Origin of the sequence: Pseudomonas lundensis, assembly GCF_002269125.1 — a bacterium.
GTDB classification, from domain to species: Bacteria; Pseudomonadota; Gammaproteobacteria; order Pseudomonadales; family Pseudomonadaceae; genus Aquipseudomonas; species Aquipseudomonas lundensis_A.
This window is the reverse complement of the sequence record NZ_NQKI01000017.1, coordinates 49,815-65,109: the sequence shown is the minus strand read 5'-3', so window position 1 is coordinate 65,109 and position 15,295 is coordinate 49,815. Positions and strand designations below refer to the sequence as shown.

The following is a 15,295-nucleotide window of genomic DNA, read 5'->3' as shown; positions in this document are numbered from 1 at the left end:
CCAACCTTGGCAGTCGGGTAATGGATCTGTGGTGGCGATCCCTTCGTGATCCGGGATCCGTTCACACCTTCAAGGGTGCCTATATAGATAGGGGCGCAGTTGCTCTCGATCAACAACTGTGCGGTCAATAGAGGTCAACCGGATCAACGTCCAGCGACCAGCGCACTTGTCGTCCGCCAGGCATTTGTTCGAGCACCAACAGCCATTGACTTAGCAACCGGTGCAACGGCGCACGGGCATTGGCCTGCAACAATAATTGAGCGCGGTAGCGCCCGGCACGGCGTTCCATTGGCGCGGGCACTGGGCCAAGCAGTTCGACGCCGGTCAGGTTCAGTTCGCCCAACAGGCGTTCGGCCTCGCTGCACGCTTCATCCAGAAACCCTTCGGCCTGCCCCGGTTTATGGGCTTCGGCCCGCAACAAGGCCAGGTGCGCGAACGGTGGCAACCCGGCCGCGCGGCGTTCACTGAGCGCTTGCTCGGCAAAGGCGAAGTAGCCTTGCTCTGTCAGCTGGATCAGCAGCGGGTGGTCGGCCAGGTGGGTCTGGATAATCACCTTGCCCGGCTCTTCGGCGCGCCCGGCACGTCCGGCCACCTGCACAATCAACTGCGCCATGCGCTCGCTGGCGCGAAAATCACCGGAAAACAGACCACCATCGGCGTCCAGAATTGACACCAGTGTGACCCGCGGGAAGTGATGGCCCTTGGCGAGCATTTGCGTGCCGATCAAAATGCACGGTTTGCCTTTCTGGATGGTGGCGAACAGTTGGTTCATCGCATCTTTGCGTGAGGTGCTGTCGCGGTCGACACGCAGCACCGGGTAGTCCGGGAACAAAATCCCCAGCCGCTCTTCGGCGCGCTCGGTGCCCGCGCCAACGGGGCGTAAGTCAACCTTGCCGCATTGCGGGCAATTGCGCGGGACACGTTCGACATAGCCACAGTGGTGGCAGCGCAACTCCCCCGAGCGCTGATGAACGGTCATGCGCGCATCACAGCGCTGGCACTCCGACATCCAGCCGCAGTCATGGCACAGCAACGTGGGTGCAAAACCCCGGCGATTGAGGAACACCAACACCTGCTGACCTGCTGCCAGCGTCTGACCAATCGCTTGTTGCATCGGCCCGGAAATGCCGCTGTCCAGCGGACGACTTTTTACATCGAGCCGCAGGAAGCGTGGCTGTTTGGCTCCACCAGCGCGTTCATTCAGGCGCAGCAAACCATAACGGCCGGTGTAGGCGTTATGCAGGCTTTCCAGAGACGGGGTGGCAGATCCGAGCACGATCGGGATGTTTTCCTGTCGTGCTCGCACCAGTGCCAGGTCGCGGGCGTGATAACGCAAGCCTTCCTGCTGTTTATAAGAGCCGTCGTGTTCTTCGTCGATGATGATCAGTCCCGGGTTTTTCATCGGGGTGAACAGTGCCGAGCGGGTGCCAATAATAATGTCGGCTTCGCCATCCCGGGCGGCCAGCCAGCTTTCAAGGCGTTCACGGTCATTGACCGCCGAATGCACCAGCGCGATGCGCGCATTGAAGCGCTGCTCGAAGCGGGCCAGGGTTTGCGGGCCGAGGTTGATCTCCGGGATCAGCACCAGCGCTTGCTTGCCGGCTTCCAGCGTCTCGCGGATCAGCTGCAAATACACTTCGGTCTTGCCGCTGCCCGTTACCCCGGCCAACAAAAATGCGTGAAAGCTGCCGAGCCCGGCGTGGATGGCCTCATACGCGGCCCGCTGTTCACTGTTGAGTGGCAGTTCGGGCTGCGCCAGCCAGTGCTCGTGGCGCTCGCTTGGGGCATGACGGCGGATTTCCACGGTGACCAGCTCTTTGGCCAACAACAGGTCCAGGCTGTCTTTGCTCAGCATCAGCTTGCTCAACAACTGATGTGCAACGCCATGCGGATGCTGCGACAAGGTCGCCAGCGCCTCCCGTTGACGGGGTGCACGGGCGATGCGCGGGTCGTCCAAGCGAGCGCCGGGAGCCACCTGCCAAAAGCGTTCCTGACGCGCTTCGGCCAATTCGCCCTGACGCAACAGAACCGGCAATGCCCAACTCAGGGTGTCGCCCAGGCTGTGCTGGTAATACTGCGACGTCCACAGGCAAAGTTTGAACAGCGAAGGGGGCAGGGGCGCGGTGGTATCAAGCAGTGCAATCGCGGGCTTGAGTTTGTCGGCGGGCACATCGCTGTGATCGACCACTTCTACCAACATGCCAATCATCTCGCGTCGACCGAACGGCACCCGCAAGCGCATGCCCGGCTGCAGTTGATCGCGGCGTACGCCCGCAGGCGCCCGGTAATCAAACAAGCGGCGCAAGGGGGAAGGCAGGGCAAGGCGCAAAATGGCGTCGGGCACGCGGGGCTCTCAAGTGATGAACGGCAAAGATGGCCCGGAGACTAGCAGACAAAGCACTTCGGGACTAAAAGGCAGGCCGTTTAAAGATGAATGATTTTGGAGGGAGCATGCTTGGCCGCTTGCGTCAATGCAAAGGTCTGGTATTATCGGCGCCCTAATTTACGTGCGGTATTCAACAATGGTGTTGAGTGGCGGCACGCTAGCCTGAGGAATACCCATGAAAGCCGATATCCATCCAGCGTACGAAGTCATCGAAGTAACTTGCAGCTGCGGCAACAAGTTCGAAACCCGTTCGAACCTGTGCAAGCCACTGAACACTGACGTATGCAACGAGTGCCACCCGTTCTACACCGGTAAGCAGAAAACTCTGGACGTTGGCGGTCGTGTTGATCGTTTCAAAACTCGTTTCGGTGCTTTCGGTACTACCAAAAAAGCCGCCGAGTAAGGCGTATGACTCTGGACAGGCTCTTGGGTCTGACCGGGTTATTGAAAAAGGCGTCCCTTGCGGGCGCCTTTTTTGTGCCCGCGATTTGGCTTTCTTGCGTTCAGGCCGAGGTATTGTGCCCGGCGGCGCGTGCTGTAACGCCAGCTCAGGTGGAGCGCGTGGTCGACGGCGACACCCTGCGGCTCAAAGACGGTCGCAGTGTGCGGATGATCGGCCTCAATGCGCCGGAAACCGGTAAAAAAGGCCAGAGCGCCGAGCCCTATGCTGATGCTGCCCGCAAGCGTTTGCAGGCCTTGGTAGCACGTAGCGACGGACGCGTCGGGTTGCTGATGGGCAAGCAGGCCAAAGACCGCTACGGTCGCACGCTTGCCCACGTGTTCGGCGCGGATGGCAGCAATTTTGAAGCGCAACTGCTGGCCGACGGCCTCGCCTATCAGGTCGCAATTGCGCCCAACGTAGAACTGCTGGCGTGCCAACAAACGGCCGAACAGCGCGCGCGTTCGGCCGGGGCGGGGTTGTGGCGGCATTCGCCAGTGCTGGCGCCGTCGCAAATCAGCCGCTCGGGCTTCGTGCTCGTGAGCGGTACAGTGCGCAACGTTCAACGCAATCGCGGTGGATTTTGGATCGACCTTGATGGGGGTTTGGTGTTGCACATTGCACCCAATCATTTGGCCAGTTTCGACCCAAAAACCCTATCGCGATTGCAGGGAAGGCAACTAGAGGCGCGCGGTTGGGTGCTTGATCGCTCGCGCCGGGGTAATTTGAAAGCGGGGCAGGCACGCTGGATGTTGCCTTTGACGCATCCGGGAATGCTAAAAGTCGGTTTTCGCTAAAAATTGTAGACAATTTTAAATGTAGATTGTGAACACTCAAGCCCTTGCTGGCTGCGGGTCTTGGCCCAAAGTCGTAGGGTAAAGCCCTTGACACTGCTGACCGGCCAGTCTTGTCGGGACTTTACGACACGCGTATGCTCGGCGATCCGTCTGTCCAACAGCAAAAAAGCGGAATGCCCACATGTCTGATTTGAAAACCGCCGCTCTCGAATATCATGCCCAGCCCCGTCCAGGGAAACTGAGTGTCGAGCTCACCAAAGCCACCGCAACTGCCCGCGATCTCGCGTTGGCATACAGCCCGGGTGTAGCCGAACCAGTGCGCGAAATCGCCCGCGATCCCGAGCTGGCCTACAAGTACACTGGCAAGGGCAACCTGGTTGCCGTTATTTCCGACGGTACCGCCATTCTGGGCCTGGGTAACCTCGGTCCATTGGCTTCCAAACCTGTGATGGAAGGCAAGGGCGTACTGTTCAAGCGCTTCGCCGGTATCGATGTGTTCGATATCGAAGTCGATTCCGAGAGCCCTCAGGCTTTCATCGACACGGTTAAACGCATTTCCATCACCTTCGGCGGTATCAACCTCGAAGACATCAAGGCCCCTGAGTGCTTTGAGATCGAACGTGCTCTGATCGAGCAGTGCGACATCCCGGTATTCCACGATGACCAGCACGGTACTGCAATCGTGACCGCAGCCGGCATGATCAATGCCCTGGAAATCGCCGGTAAAACCCTGTCTGACGCCAAAATCGTCTGCTTGGGCGCTGGCGCTGCAGCCATCTCCTGCATGAAGTTGCTGGTGAGCATGGGTGCAACCATCGAAAACATCTTCATGGTTGACCGTACCGGCGTGATTCACTCCGGCCGTGATGACCTGAACCAGTACAAGGCAGTGTTTGCCCACGCCACCGAGAAGCGTTCCCTGGCTGACGCCCTGGAAGGCGCTGACGTGTTTGTCGGCCTGTCCGGTCCGAACCTGCTGAGCGCTGAAGGCCTGAAATCCATGGCGGCCAACCCGATCGTGTTCGCATGCTCGAACCCGGACCCGGAAATCGCCCCGGAACTGGCGCACGCCACCCGTGACGACGTGATCATGGCCACCGGCCGTTCGGACTACCCGAACCAGGTCAACAACGTGCTGGGTTTCCCGTTCATCTTCCGTGGGGCACTGGACGTTCGCGCCAAGCGCATCAACGAAGAGATGAAGATCGCTGCGGCCAACGCCCTGCGCGAACTGGCCAAGCTGCCAGTGCCACAGGACGTGTGTGACGCCTACGGCGGTATCAAGCTGGAATTCGGTCGTGAGTACATCATTCCGAAACCAATGGACGCTCGCCTGATCACCGTGATCTCCGACGCTGTGGCCAAAGCCGCCATCGAGACCGGTGTTGCAACCCTGCCGTACCCGAAGAACTACCCGCTCAAAAGCGTGGATGACGTGTTCAACGGCTAAATTGCGACAGCGCTAAACAAAAAGCCCCGGCACGCGAGTGCCGGGGCTTTTTTGGTTCTGCAGAAGGGGCATCCCAGCGTGCAGTGTTTAAGCGTGAGAGGCCGATCCCTTGGGGCTCGGCCTCTGGTGGGTGCGATACCGTCAGAACAGGTCGATCGGGGCGCCATCCTCAGCGGGCAGCGGGCTGCCTGGTGCAACGCCATTGCCCAGCTCGCTGTTGGACGGTGGCGTGTCTTCACTTTTGAACAGTTCAAAGTACGCACCCGGTGTGCCCGGTGACGCGACGCGGCCGCTGATTGGGTCAACCCGCAGGCTGAGAATCCCTTCGGGCTCGGCCTGGGTATGCGCCGGTTTGCCTTTCAGCGCGCCGCCCATGTAGTTGATCCAGATCGGCAGCGCTACCGTGCCGCCATATTCACGGCGTCCAAGACTTTCGGGCTGGTCGAAACCGGTCCATACCGTGGTCACGTAATCGGCGTTATAGCCCGAGAACCACGCATCCTTGGATTCGTTGGTCGTACCGGTTTTACCGGCCAGATCAGTGCGGCCCAGCGACAAGGCGCGACGGCCGGTACCGAGCTTGATCACGTCCTGCAGCATGCTGGTCAGGATATACGTGGTGCGCCCGTCGACGATGCGCTCGGCCACGGCCTGGGTTTCAGTAGTTGGCAGGCCCGGCGCGGCATTGATCGTGTCGATGGTCAGTTCTTCGGCTTCAGGCGGTACATCCTTGCTGGCGTTTTTCGGTACGCTCGGCGGGTTGGCCACGAACAGGGTCTCGCCGTTACGGCTTTCTATCTTGTCGATCAGGTAAGGCGTGATTTTGTAACCGCCGTTGGCAAAGGTGCTCCAGCCCATGGCGATCTCCATGGGCGTCAAGGTCGCGGTCCCCAGCGCCAGCGACAGGTTGCGCGGCAAGTCCTGTTTGCTGAAACCAAATTTGCTGATGTAGTCGACGGTCTTGTCGACGCCCAGGCTCTGTAGCAGGCGGATAGACACCAGGTTGCGCGACTTGTACAGCGCTTCGCGAACACGGATAGGGCCGAGGAACGTGTTGTTGTCGTTTTTCGGCCGCCAGACTTTGTCCTGGTAGTCGTCAACAAATACGATGGGCGCATCGTTCACCAGCGTGGCAGCGGTATAGCCGTTATCCAGTGCCGCGCTGTAAATGAAAGGCTTAAAGCTCGAACCCGGCTGACGCTTGGCCTGCATTGCACGGTTGTAGTTGCTCTGCTCAAACGCGAAACCGCCCACCAATGCGCGGATGGCCCCATTGTTCGGGTCAAGTGAGACCAGCGCGCCTTGTACTGTCGGCACCTGGCTGAACTTGAAACTGCCATCGGGTTGTGGCTGGACGCGAATCAGATCGCCCACCTGCGCCACGTCGGCTGGCTGCTTGGGCATCGGGCCCATGCTGTTGGTGTTCAGGAAGCGTCGTGCCCACTTCATGCTGTCCCAGCTCACGCGGCCTTCACCCGTGCGGGTCAGGACGTGCAGGCCATCTTTGTCGACCTCGGTCACGATGGCAGGCTCAAGCCCGCTAATCGGGCGCTGCTTGGCCAGCTCTTGCTTCCATACGGCCAGCGTCTTGCCCGGGAAGCGTGATTCAGGGCCGCGATAGCCGTGGCGCTGGTCGTAGGTAATCAGCCCGTCTTCGACAGACTTGTTGGCCAGTTCCTGCAAGTCGCTCGGCACCGTGGTGGTGACGCGATAACCTTCTGTGTAGGCCTCGCTGCCATAACGACCGACCATTTCGGCGCGGGCCATCTCGGCAATGTAAGGGGCGTTCACTTCCGGTGTCGGCACGTGATAACTGGCGTTGACCGGCTCGGCAATGGCAGCTTCGTAGCTGGCCTGATCGATTTTGCCCAACTTGTACATGCGGCCCAGAATCCAGTCGCGGCGCTCTTTGCTGCGCACCGGGTTAGCCAGCGGGTTGAAGCGCGAGGGGGCTTTGGGCAGGCCTGCGATCATGGCCATTTGCGCCAGGCTCAAATCGCGGATCGATTTGCCGTAATACACCTGGGCGGCCGATTCGATGCCGTAGGCGCGATTACCCAGGTAAATCTTGTTCACGTACAGCTCAAGGATTTCGTCCTTGGTCAGCTCGCGTTCGATTTGCAGTGCCAACAGGATTTCGTTGGTTTTGCGGGAAAAGCTCCGCTCACTGGATAGGAAATAGTTCTTCGCCACCTGCATCGTGATGGTGCTACCACCCGATTGTATGTGTCCGCTTTTTACCAACTGGGTGGCGGCACGCATCAGGCTGCTGGGGTCGACCCCGTAATGATTGGCGAAGTTGTCATCTTCAGCCGACAGCAAGGCATTAATGAAATTGGGGGGAATGTCGGCGAACTTGATCGGAGAGCGGCGCATTTCGCCAAACTCTGCAATCAACTTGCCGTCGCTGGTGTAGACCCGCAAAGGAATCTGCAACTGGATGCTTCTCAACGACTCTACAGACGGCAAGCCAGGGCTAAGATAGAGAAACGCGCCGCTTAACCCGAGCACGAGCCCGCAGATCACAGCAACGAATGACCACCCGAAAAACTTCAGCAGACGAATCAAGGCTTTTGGATTTCCAGATTAAGAAATGGGTTGCACGTCAGGGTTGTGCGCAGGCGCGCCGGGTCGACAATGCGGAAAAAAACGCCCGGCATTATAAGCATTTTTCGGTCATGGGCGTCAGGGACCTCATGTCGGAACGGATTATGAACGGATCTCATTTTTCACCCTCCGTAAGCCACGGATTGCATTAGGGAAAATAGCTGTGCCCGGATTGTTCACAAAAAAACCTCAGCGTTACGCGGGTGTCGAGGTTGGACCAGACTCGATCAATATCGTCGAATTAAGCCGCTCACGCAGTGGCTATCAGCTTGAAGCCTATGCCATGGAGCCCTTGCCAGTCATGCCGTTGCACGATCTGACAGGTCTTACGGCAAAAAGTGTCGCGCAGGTTGTGTCTATCGCGTTGAACAAAGCGGGCATACAGGCACGCAGCGCTGCGATATCAATGCCCGACACGCAGGTGATTTGCAAAATCATCGAGGTGGAACCGGGCCTGAGCGAGCAGGACCTCGAACTGCATGTGCGCCTTGAGGCCGAACAGTACGTTCCGTATGACCTTGATGACGCCGCACTTGATTTCCAAGTGCTGGGGCCTTCACTCGAGAACCCGCACCGCATCAGCGTGTTGCTGGCTGTGTGCCGCCAGCAAGCGCTTGAATGGCATCAATCGGTGCTGGCGGGTGCCGGCTTGCAGGCGAAGGTCATTGAGGTGCGCGATCACGCCCATGCCCGGGGCGTGCAATGGTTGAGTGGCTTGCCCGGTTATCAGCCTGACAACCCGCTTGCCGGGGTGAACGTGAATCCTCGCCTCGCACCCGAAGCGCTCTTCTGCGATGCTGCGCAGCTGTTGACAGCCTGTGGTCTGGCCTTGAGGGGGTTCGATTGATGGCGCGAATCAATTTGTTGCCATGGCGTGAGTGGCTGCGCGAAAAGCGTCGCAAAAGGTATGTGGGTATGCTGGTGGCGTTGCTGGTGGTGACGGCTGCCGGGTTGTTTGTGCTGGATCATTTCGTCGACCGCGCTGTGGAGCGACAGTTGGCGCGTAATGATCTGATCCGAAGTTCAATGGTCCAACTGGATGGACGTGCGCAGCAGATCGATCAGTTAAAAGTGCGCCGTGAGCAATTGTTGGAGCGCATGCAAACCATCGAAACACTGCAAGGCAATCGCTCCGGCAGCAGCATCGTGTTCGATCAACTGGCGCGCAGTTTGCCGGAAGGTGTGTATTTCACCGACGTGAAGATGGTCGAACGCACCATTGCGATTACGGGGGTGGCGCAGTCCACTGCACTGGTTGCCGAGTTGATGCGCAATCTGGACGCCTCACATTGGCTGGAGGCTCCCACGCTGATTGAGGTGCGGGCCAAAGATGGGCAGGGGGACAGCCAGGCACGGTTATTTCAGATGACCGTGCTGCAATCCCAAAACGGCCATGATGGCGGGCAGTTTTGATGGGCGCGCAATGGCTGGAGAGCCTGCGTACTTTTGACCTGCAAGAATTGAATCTCAAACACGCCGGGATGTGGTCGGCCCGGCGTAAAGCAGTTGTGGCAGCCGGTCTCGTGGCGCTGCTTCTGCTGACGGGGTATGGGCTCTGGCTGAAGTCGGGGCTGGCCCGGTTCCATGAGCAGCGCAATGCCGAGCCCGAACTCACTGCTCAATTGGCGACCCGTGCCCGTGAGGCTGCGTCACTGGTTGACCATCGCCGGCATCTTGAAGCGCTACAAGCGGCCTTCGACGATGTAATGCGGCAACTGCCGCGTCAATCCCAAGTGCCGGGTTTGCTGGACGAAGTGTCCCGGCTCGCCCAGAACAGCGGCCTGATCATCGAACAGATCCAGTGGCTGCCTGAAACACTACAACCCGTTTATAGCGAACTTCCCCTGCAATTGATGGTGGTGGGCGGGTATCACGACCTTGGGGTTTTTCTCAGTGGTATTGCGGATTTACCCCGGATCGTCACCGTGCATGATTTCACCCTGACGGCTGCCACCCCGGCAGCGAATGGCCCATTGCGCATGACGTTACTGGCCAAAACCTATCGCGCCAATGATCAAGGACTGATCCCGTGAGTGTGATGTATCGATGTGTGCTGGCCGGTGCGCTGGCAAGCCTCGCGGGTTGCGACAACCCTCAGGGTATTGAGACGCTGGAGCGTGAACTGCATGCGCTTCAAGCCATTGATGGCATTCCCGTGCCCCCCCTGCCAACCCGTGTGCAGCACCGAGCGTTTATCTACGAAGCCACTGCACTGCGCAGCCCTTTTCAGGGGGCGTTCGGGGTGGAAGGGGCTCGCTGGCAGGTGAGTGATGCAGACCACAGTGACCATGAGGGACGCAGCAAAAGCGTTTTGGAAGACATTGATCTTGAGCAGTTCGAGATGGTTGGCACCTTGTCGGACCTGTATCAGGACAACGTCCTGTTACGCGCCAAGGGTGTCGTGCATCGTTTGCAGTCCGGTGACTATTTGGGTCGTCATAACGGCCGGATTGTCGCGCTTAACCCGCAGCACGTTGAAGTGTTTGAAGTGATTTCTGATGGTCGGGGCGGTTGGCTGGAAAGAACCCTGACGATTCCTTTGAAACAGCAGTCTTAACGGAAATAAACCATGAAAAGGATTTTCCCGGTCTGTGGACTGGCGCTATGGAGTGCGCTGAATTCACAGGCAGTGTTGGCCAGTGCGCCTTTGATACTCCCTGATGCGTCGACGCCTTGGGTTGTTCAGCCTGAGCAGGCCAAGGCTCAAACCTACGAGGGCGACCTGCTGTCGCTCAACTTTCAGGACATTGAAGTGCGCACGGTGCTGCAGATTCTTGCGGACTTTACCCGGTTCAACCTGGTGGTCAGCGATGGCGTTGAAGGCAATGTCACGCTCAACCTGCAAGACGTGCCCTGGGATCAGGCGCTGGACCTGGTACTCAAAAGCAAAGGCCTGGATAAACGCATGGAAGGCAATGTGATGTTGATTGCGCCAGCGGATGAAATAGCCGCCCAGGCGCGTCAGGTGCTGGAGGCACGTAACCAGATAGCCGACCTTGCCCCCTTGCGTCGGGAGGTGGTGCAGGTCAATCACGCCAAGGCTGCGGACATCGCCAAGCTGTTTCAGTCTGCGACCGGCCATGCCTCAGGCGTGGAAGGGCAAGGCTCGATCACTGTGGATGAGCGCACTAACCACATCATCGCGTTCCAGACTGCCGAGCGGCTCGGCGAACTACGGCGCATCGTGGCGCAACTGGATGTACCCATGCGTCAGGTGATGATTGAGGCGCGTATTGTCGAAGCAGGGGTAGATTTTGAAAAGAAACTGGGCGTGCGATGGGGTGGCGAGATTCGTAATGCGGGCAATTGGAAAGCAGGAGGCATCAACAAGCCCGTTGTAGAGGGCGCCGCTGAAGTCAGCGCACCGTTCGTGGACTTGGGCGTTGCCAATCACACCTCAGGGTTGGGCATCGCTTTCATCACCAACAATGTCTTGCTGGACCTCGAATTGAGCGCCATGGAAAAGACGGGCAATGGCGAAATCATCTCGCAGCCCAAGGTGGTTACTTCTGACAAGGAGACCGCAAAAATTCTGAAGGGCACTGAAATTCCCTATCAGGAATCCACCTCCAGCGGCGCCACCTCCGTGTCGTTCAAAGAAGCCTCGCTGTCACTGGAAGTGACCCCGCAGATCACACCGGACAACAGCATCCTCATGCAGGTGGTGGTGACAAAAGACGAGCCGGACTACATGAACATGGTCAACAACGTACCGCCCATCAAGAAGAACGAAGTGCGCGGGAGGGTGCTGGTCAAAGACGGAGAAACCATCGTGATTGGGGGCGTGTTCTCAAATACGCAAAGCAACGTGGTAGATAAAGTGCCATTTTTGGGCGATCTGCCGTATGTTGGCCGACTTTTCCGTCGGGACCTTGTCCTCGAAAAAAAATCCGAGCTGCTGGTGTTCTTGACTCCGCGTATCATGAACGACCTGGCGATTGCTGCGAGTCATTGATTCTGTGCGAAATTTGATTCTTGTTGGGCCGATGGGCGCGGGTAAAAGCACCATTGGACGTTTGCTGGCCAAGGAACTGCGGCTGCCGTTCAAAGATTCCGACAAGGAAATCGAACTGCGCACCGGCACGAATATCCCGTGGATCTTCGATAAAGAAGGTGAGGCGGGGTTTCGTGATCGTGAGACGGCCATGATTAAAGCGTTGTGCCATGAAGATGGCATTGTGCTCGCAACTGGGGGCGGGGCCGTGATGCGGCCTGAAAACCGTAAGTTCCTGCATGCAGGTGGGCGCGTGGTGTATCTGCATGCCTCCATCGAGCAGCAGGTGGCGCGTACGTCGCGCGATCGTAATCGCCCCCTGTTGCGCAATGCGAATCCGGAGAAAATCCTGCGCGATCTGCTCGCCATTCGTGATCCGCTTTATCGTGAAATCGCCGATGTGGTGGTCGAAACCGATGAACGGCCGCCGCGGATGGTGGTTTTGGACATTTTGGAGCGTCTGGCCCAGCTTCCTCCTCGTTAAAGCTTGGTACAAAATGCGCTATCCTCGGCGCCGGTCCTGCCCGCAAGCGGTATGACCCAAAGCTACTGGGCAGCGTCCCCACCGGCGCTGCCAACACTTGATAATTGCGAAACAGGGCGCCAGCCGTCCTTTTTCAATGCGGGGATTCATGCAGACACTGAAGGTTGATCTAGGCGAGCGCAGCTACCCGATTCATATTGGCGAGGGTTTATTGGATCAGCCTGAGCTGCTGGCGCCGCACATCGCCGGGCGCCAGGTGGCAATTGTGACCAACGAAACCGTAGCGCCTCTGTATCTCGAGCGTCTGACCCGCAGCCTGGCGGCTTATTCGGTGCTGCCGATCATTCTTCCCGATGGCGAATCATTCAAAAATTGGGAAACCCTGCAGCTGATTTTCAATGGCTTGCTCACGGCGCGCCATGATCGGCGCACCACGGTCATTGCACTGGGTGGTGGCGTGATCGGTGACATGGCCGGTTTTGCCGCATCGTGTTACCAGCGCGGGGTCGACTTCATTCAGGTGCCGACCACTTTGCTGTCGCAAGTGGATTCGTCCGTAGGCGGCAAAACCGGCATCAATCACCCGCTGGGCAAAAACATGGTGGGCGCGTTTTACCAGCCAAATCTGGTACTCATCGACACCACCAGCCTGAACACCTTGCCAGCACGCGAACTGTCGGCAGGGCTGGCGGAAGTGATCAAGTACGGCCTGATTTGCGACGAGCCTTTTCTGACCTGGCTGGAAGAAAACGTTGACGCCTTGCGCGCCCTGGATCAGGCCGCGCTGACCACGGCCATTCAGCGTTCCTGCGCAGCCAAGGCCGCCGTGGTGGGTGCCGATGAACGTGAGTCGGGCGTGCGCGCCACCCTCAACCTGGGCCACACCTTTGGCCATGCCATCGAAACCCACATGGGCTACGGGGTATGGTTGCATGGAGAGGCTGTGGCGGCTGGCACGGTGATGGCGCTGGAGATGTCGGCGCGTCTGGGCTGGATCACCGAGGCCGAACGTGACCGTGGCATTCGCCTGTTCCAGCGTGCGGGTCTGCCGGTGGTGCCGCCCACCGAGATGACGCCTGCCGATTTCATGGAACACATGGCAATAGATAAAAAAGTGATCGACGGCCGCTTGCGCCTGGTGCTGTTACGCCGCATGGGCGAAGCCACAGTGACCGACGATTATCCACAAGAGGTTCTACAGGCCACGCTGGGTGCGGATTACCGCGCGCTGGCTCAGCTCAAAGGTTAATAAGATCCCGATGACTAGTTTGCATGCCGACGAGGCGTTTCTCGGTCACTTTCAACTCAACCACGACCCCTTTGCTCCACGGGTGCCAGGGTTCAAGTTCTTCCCGGCCCAGCGCAAGCCGGTGCTGGGGCAGTTGCACCACCTCGCCCGTTACAGCCAGCTGCTGCTGGTAGTCACCGGGCCTGAAGGCAGCGGCAAGACGTTGTTGCGTCAGGCGCTGGTCGCCAGCACCAACAAACAGTCGGTGCAAAGTGTCGTGGTTTCAGCGCGTGGCGCCGGTGATGCGGCCGGTGTGATGCGCCAGATTGCGCAAACCCTGAATGTCGCCAACCCCGACATCGGCTCAATTCTGGCGCAAGTGGTGCAACTGGCCCTGACCGGCCAGGAAGTTTACTTGCTGATCGATGATGCCGAGCAGCTTGACGACTCGGCGCTCGAAGCCCTGCTGGCGCTGGCGGCCGGGACGCCTGAAGGCCGACCGCATGTGTTCCTGTTTGGCGAGCCTTCGATGATCGCCGGTCTTGAGCAGCTCAGCGCGGACGAAGAGCGCTTCCACGTCATCGAATTGCAGCCGTATAGCGAAGAAGAGACCCGCGAATACCTGGCGCAGCGTCTTGAAGGCGCCGGGGCCGGAATCGAACTCTTGAGCGCGCAACAGATCTCAGATATTCACGAGAGCTCCGACGGCTGGCCTGGGAACATCAACCAGGTTGCCCGCGATGCAATGATCGAAGCCATGATTGCCAGCCGCACTGCGGTCAAGCGTCCAAGTATGGGGTTCAACATGCCGAAAAAACACGTATTGGCCATTGGTGCCGTAGTGGTAGTGGCCGTCGCCGCTGCCATCCTGATTCCGGGTCGCGGCAAAACGCCGACCACCCCAAATGCTGAACAGGCCCAGTTGCCGCTGGGGCAAGCCGCGCCGAATGCTGGCGCTAACCCGTCGGTAGATTTCGCCGGTTCTTCGCAGCCCATGCCGCTGCCGCTGGTCGGTCAGTCGCAGCCGGTGATGCGCGGTCCGCTGGCCGAGGCGGCCGGTGGTATTTCTGAAGGCGATGACGGTGGCGTGCCTGCGGTTGAAGGGGGCGCTGATGTGCCACCTACCGTGACCACCACGGCACCACCTGTCGGCGTTCCTGCGGGCGCTGAGCCCGTGCCGGCACCTGCTCCGGCACCTGCTCCGGCACCACGTCCGGTACAGCAGGCGCCAGTGGCTGCGGCCAAGCCGACCCCCGCCCCGACCCCGGCTGCCAAGCCAACCCCTGCGCCTGTGGCCAAACCCGCAGCCAAACCGGCAGATAAACCCGTCACCCTGGCCAAGGCCGCACCGGGCAGCAGCTGGTACTCCAGCCAGCCAGCGGGCAACTATGTGGTGCAGATCGTCGGCACCAGCTCTGAAGCCTCTGCGCAAAATGTCGTCAAAGAAGTGGGCGGAGAATCGCGCTACTTCAAAAAAATGCTTAACGGCAAACCGTTGTATGTCGTGACCTACGGCAATTTCCCAAGCCACGCCGCGGCCACTGCCGCCATCAAGAACTTGCCAGCGAAGATTCAGGCTGGTAAACCTTGGCCTCGCACTGTCGCCAGCGTCCAACAAGAACTGGCAGCAGCTCGCTGATGCTCCGGCGACCTTACCCAGGTCGCCGTGCTTCACACCTAACATTCCTGCTTGAGCATGCGGCTTTTTGGCCGTGTGCCTTGTGGTGTCTGCGCCTTGTGGCGGTCAACATCAAAAATGTTTTGACTAGCACAAGTAATCTCTTTAAACCTTTCACAAATGCGACACGAATTTACGGTTAATCGCCGCTTAATTTGTGGGCGTTTCTGGCGGTGTGTAGAATGACCACCCTTTTGCCCCTGCCAAGCTGGCGTACGTTCAGCGCGGGAAG

Annotated in this window: 13 protein-coding genes; 11 read left to right on the top strand and 2 right to left on the bottom strand. The window is 59.0% G+C overall.

Annotated features, from left to right (window positions below; translation table 11 throughout):
- Nucleotides 1–124 precede the first annotated feature (124 nt).
- Entirely contained in the window at nucleotides 125–2,344 is a 2,220-nt protein-coding gene (locus tag CJF39_RS12495; RefSeq protein WP_094993700.1) for a primosomal protein N', read from the bottom strand.
- A 217-nt stretch (nucleotides 2,345–2,561) separates the two neighbouring features.
- Here CJF39_RS12495 and rpmE point away from each other — a divergent pair, with 217 nt between their 5' ends.
- From rpmE to CJF39_RS12480, 3 genes are all read left to right on the top strand, one after another.
- The gene (gene rpmE, locus CJF39_RS12490) at nucleotides 2,562–2,789 is read left to right on the top strand and encodes a 50S ribosomal protein L31 (RefSeq protein WP_047272986.1); all 228 of its coding nucleotides are present in this window, start codon (nucleotides 2,562–2,564) and stop codon (nucleotides 2,787–2,789) included.
- Between the two features lie 5 nt (nucleotides 2,790–2,794).
- Nucleotides 2,795–3,622, top strand: coding sequence for a thermonuclease family protein (locus CJF39_RS12485; protein WP_094993699.1), 828 nt, complete (start codon nucleotides 2,795–2,797; stop codon nucleotides 3,620–3,622).
- Between the two features lie 181 nt (nucleotides 3,623–3,803).
- Nucleotides 3,804–5,072: a malic enzyme-like NAD(P)-binding protein gene (locus CJF39_RS12480; protein ID WP_094993698.1), complete on the top strand. Its 1,269-nt coding sequence runs from the start codon at nucleotides 3,804–3,806 to the stop codon at nucleotides 5,070–5,072.
- 141 nt (nucleotides 5,073–5,213) lie between these two features.
- Here CJF39_RS12480 and CJF39_RS12475 read toward each other — a convergent pair whose 3' ends face one another.
- Entirely contained in the window at nucleotides 5,214–7,637 is a 2,424-nt protein-coding gene (locus tag CJF39_RS12475) for a penicillin-binding protein 1A (protein ID WP_432760242.1), read from the bottom strand.
- Nucleotides 7,638–7,842: 205 nt separating this feature from the next.
- Between CJF39_RS12475 and pilM the strand changes: the two genes are divergently transcribed.
- From pilM to CJF39_RS12435, 8 genes are all read left to right on the top strand, one after another.
- Entirely contained in the window at nucleotides 7,843–8,526 is a 684-nt protein-coding gene (gene pilM, locus CJF39_RS12470) for a type IV pilus biogenesis protein PilM (RefSeq protein WP_094993696.1), read from the top strand.
- On the top strand, nucleotides 8,526–9,092 hold the full coding sequence (locus CJF39_RS12465) for a PilN domain-containing protein (RefSeq protein WP_094993695.1): 567 nt from the start codon (nucleotides 8,526–8,528) through the stop codon (nucleotides 9,090–9,092). The genes pilM and CJF39_RS12465 overlap by 1 nt, the downstream gene beginning before the upstream one ends.
- On the top strand, nucleotides 9,092–9,712 hold the full coding sequence (locus CJF39_RS12460) for a type 4a pilus biogenesis protein PilO (RefSeq protein WP_094993694.1): 621 nt from the start codon (nucleotides 9,092–9,094) through the stop codon (nucleotides 9,710–9,712). The genes CJF39_RS12465 and CJF39_RS12460 overlap by 1 nt, the downstream gene beginning before the upstream one ends.
- Before the next feature lie 5 nt (nucleotides 9,713–9,717).
- Nucleotides 9,718–10,236 carry a pilus assembly protein PilP gene (locus tag CJF39_RS12455; protein ID WP_169965921.1) on the top strand — a complete coding sequence of 173 codons (519 nt, stop codon included), beginning with the start codon at nucleotides 9,718–9,720 and terminating at the stop codon, nucleotides 10,234–10,236.
- A 12-nt stretch (nucleotides 10,237–10,248) separates the two neighbouring features.
- Complete coding sequence (locus tag CJF39_RS12450; protein WP_094993692.1) at nucleotides 10,249–11,634, top strand: type IV pilus secretin PilQ; 1,386 nt, start codon at nucleotides 10,249–10,251, stop codon at nucleotides 11,632–11,634.
- A gap of 4 nt (nucleotides 11,635–11,638) precedes the next feature.
- Complete coding sequence (aroK, locus tag CJF39_RS12445) at nucleotides 11,639–12,157, top strand: shikimate kinase AroK (RefSeq protein WP_094993727.1); 519 nt, start codon at nucleotides 11,639–11,641, stop codon at nucleotides 12,155–12,157.
- A gap of 148 nt (nucleotides 12,158–12,305) precedes the next feature.
- Nucleotides 12,306–13,406 (top strand): 3-dehydroquinate synthase, encoded by a 1,101-nt coding sequence (gene aroB, locus CJF39_RS12440; RefSeq protein WP_094993691.1) that lies wholly within the window; start codon nucleotides 12,306–12,308, stop codon nucleotides 13,404–13,406.
- A gap of 10 nt (nucleotides 13,407–13,416) precedes the next feature.
- Nucleotides 13,417–15,024, top strand: a complete 1,608-nt coding sequence (locus CJF39_RS12435) for an AAA family ATPase (protein ID WP_094993690.1) — start codon at nucleotides 13,417–13,419, stop codon at nucleotides 15,022–15,024.
- Nucleotides 15,025–15,295 lie beyond the last annotated feature (271 nt).

Excerpts from the sequence above, each read along its gene's own strand:
- rpmE (WP_047272986.1), top strand. The coding sequence starts at position 2,562 with ATGAAAGCCGATATCCATCCAGCGTACGAAGTCATCGAAGTAACTTGC.
- CJF39_RS12485 (WP_094993699.1), top strand. The coding sequence starts at position 2,795 with ATGACTCTGGACAGGCTCTTGGGTCTGACCGGGTTATTGAAAAAGGCG.
- CJF39_RS12480 (WP_094993698.1), top strand. The coding sequence starts at position 3,804 with ATGTCTGATTTGAAAACCGCCGCTCTCGAATATCATGCCCAGCCCCGT.
- CJF39_RS12465 (WP_094993695.1), top strand. The coding sequence starts at position 8,526 with ATGGCGCGAATCAATTTGTTGCCATGGCGTGAGTGGCTGCGCGAAAAG.
- CJF39_RS12460 (WP_094993694.1), top strand. The coding sequence starts at position 9,092 with ATGGGCGCGCAATGGCTGGAGAGCCTGCGTACTTTTGACCTGCAAGAA.
- CJF39_RS12455 (WP_169965921.1), top strand. The coding sequence starts at position 9,718 with ATGTATCGATGTGTGCTGGCCGGTGCGCTGGCAAGCCTCGCGGGTTGC.
- CJF39_RS12450 (WP_094993692.1), top strand. The coding sequence starts at position 10,249 with ATGAAAAGGATTTTCCCGGTCTGTGGACTGGCGCTATGGAGTGCGCTG.
- aroB (WP_094993691.1), top strand. The coding sequence starts at position 12,306 with ATGCAGACACTGAAGGTTGATCTAGGCGAGCGCAGCTACCCGATTCAT.
- CJF39_RS12435 (WP_094993690.1), top strand. The coding sequence starts at position 13,417 with ATGACTAGTTTGCATGCCGACGAGGCGTTTCTCGGTCACTTTCAACTC.